The organism is Corallococcus sp. RDP092CA (assembly GCF_041903675.1).
Classification (GTDB): Bacteria; Myxococcota; Myxococcia; order Myxococcales; family Myxococcaceae; genus Corallococcus.
The window spans coordinates 1-218 of sequence record NZ_JAYESI010000202.1 but is presented as its reverse complement, the minus strand read 5'-3'; the positions used below and the strand labels follow the sequence as shown (position 1 = coordinate 218).

Sequence of the window (218 nt, the reverse complement as noted above, 5' to 3'; positions counted from 1 at the left end):
TGCTCCCGAGGCACGTCCCGCCACGGCGCCCCCGTGCGCAACACCCAGAGGATTCCGTCGAGCACTTCGCGGTGGTCCTTGTTCGGACGCCCCCGCGCGGGTTTCTGGGGCGGCAGCAGTCCGGCCAACCGCTCCCATTGCGCGTCTGTCAGTTCTCCTCGGCTCATGCCCTTCTAACACCCGGCTGCGCTCGATTTATTTGCGGACACGCCCTAGAA

General features: G+C 66.5%; 1 protein-coding gene. It reads right to left on the bottom strand.

The window, feature by feature from the left end; all coding sequences use genetic code 11:
• Positions 1-167, bottom strand: a 167-nt coding sequence (locus U8525_RS34765; protein WP_374271018.1) for a transposase, incomplete at its 3' end; no start/stop codon positions are given.
• Positions 168-218 lie beyond the last annotated feature (51 nt).